The 1,638-nt window shown below is 34.9% G+C and carries 3 protein-coding genes; all 3 read left to right on the plus strand.

The features are described 5' to 3' along the window. Positions 1-682: DNA replication/repair protein RecF (locus KHW44_RS09430; protein ID WP_369680534.1), on the plus strand; the 682-nt coding region annotated here is incomplete at its 5' end. A 1-nt stretch (position 683) separates the two neighbouring features. Next, positions 684-926, plus strand: coding sequence for a DUF370 domain-containing protein (locus KHW44_RS09435; protein ID WP_304068839.1), 243 nt, complete (start codon positions 684-686; stop codon positions 924-926). Continuing rightward, positions 926-1,638, plus strand: a 713-nt coding sequence (locus KHW44_RS09440; RefSeq protein WP_304068841.1) for an ATP-binding protein, incomplete at its 3' end; no start/stop codon positions are given. The genes KHW44_RS09435 and KHW44_RS09440, both read left to right, overlap by 1 nt.

Below are 1,638 nucleotides of genomic sequence, written 5' to 3' on the forward strand. Positions count from 1 at the left end.
TCTGAGAAGAAAATTCTTGGATGAGTCCATAAGTGGTGTGGATAACTATTACAGGACTGTTTTGAAACAATACAATCAAGTGTTAGATGAGAGAAACAAGCTCATCAAAAACCACAGGTACAATTCGTATTTTAATGAGCAGTTGAAGGCGTTGAATATTCAATTGTCGGATTTCGGTTCATACATTATGCACAAGAGAAAAAGCTATGTCGAAAGGCTTCAGCTTATCGCAAAAAATATGTGCAAGAATTTGAGCGATGATAATGATGATTTGTACATGGAAAATAATTTTTCGATAGAATATGTAGAGGATATGACTGATCAAAAGAACACTTATTACAAGAGTTTGAGAGATATTTTGGACAAGGACTTGGAAAATAAGCAAACTAATTTAGGTATCCATCGTGATGATTTGGATATTTTAATCAACGACAAACAGGCTAAGTTTTTTGCATCTCAGGCTCAGGTGAGAACTGCGATTTTATCGATGAAACTTGCACAGTTGGATTTGAGTAGATTTTATAATGATAGAATGCCAATTATTTTGTTAGATGATGTGTTCAGTGAACTTGATGATTACAGAATCAACTACATCATCAGATATATCAAGGATTTTCAAGCTTTTCTGACTACATCAGAAAGAGCTCCGGAAGGATTGTACACGATAAAAATAGGTGAATGATATGTATTTGGATATTGGCAACAACACATTAATTGATGAAAATGAGATTATAGCAGTGGTTAATGTTTCGGACAAATTCTTCACAAATTTTAAGAAGGATGATTTGGATTACACTAAAAACGTGGAATTTGTAAATGAAGATGAGGACATTACTATAAGGTCTATAGTCATAACGAATAGAGGAGTTTATAAGTCAAATATCAGTGGGAATTATTTGATGAATAACTTTATGAAAGGAATATAATGAAGAAAAAAAGAGAATATACTGCAGATCAGATTACAGTATTAGAAGGATTGGAACCGGTTCGTGTAAGACCAGGGATGTACATCGGTTCTACAGATGAAAAAGGTCTACACCATTTGGTGTACGAAGTAGTCGACAACTCGATTGATGAGGCGTTGGCTGGTGTGTGTGATTTGATTAAGGTTACTATAAAAAAAGACAATTCCATTATCGTAGAAGATGACGGATCTGGTATTCCGGTTGAAACACACCCAAAAACAGGCAAATCAACGCTTGAGACTGTACTTACAGTGCTTCACGCAGGTGGTAAATTTTCAAACGACGCTTATCAATACTCAGGTGGTCTTCACGGTGTTGGTGTAAGTTGTGTTAATGCTTTAAGTACATATCTTATTGCCAGAGTCAAAAGAGACGGCAAAATGTACGAACAAAGATTTGAAAAAGGAAAAACTGTTACAGAACTTACTGTTATAAAAGAAAATGTCAGAGGAACTGGAACATCGATTGAATTCATGCCGGACAATACGATTTTTGAAACTTTGAATTTCGATAAGAATGTACTTGCAAAAAGATTCAGAGAAATGGCGTTTTTGAACAAGGGCGTGAAGATAGAATTTGCTGATGAAAGAGAAGGCTACAAGGAATTGTTCCACTACGAAGGTGGTATCAAATCATTTGTAGAATACATCAACAAATCCAAAAAGCCTTTGGA

The organism is Finegoldia magna, from assembly GCF_018371055.1.
Taxonomy (GTDB): Bacteria; Bacillota; Clostridia; order Tissierellales; family Peptoniphilaceae; genus Finegoldia; species Finegoldia magna_I.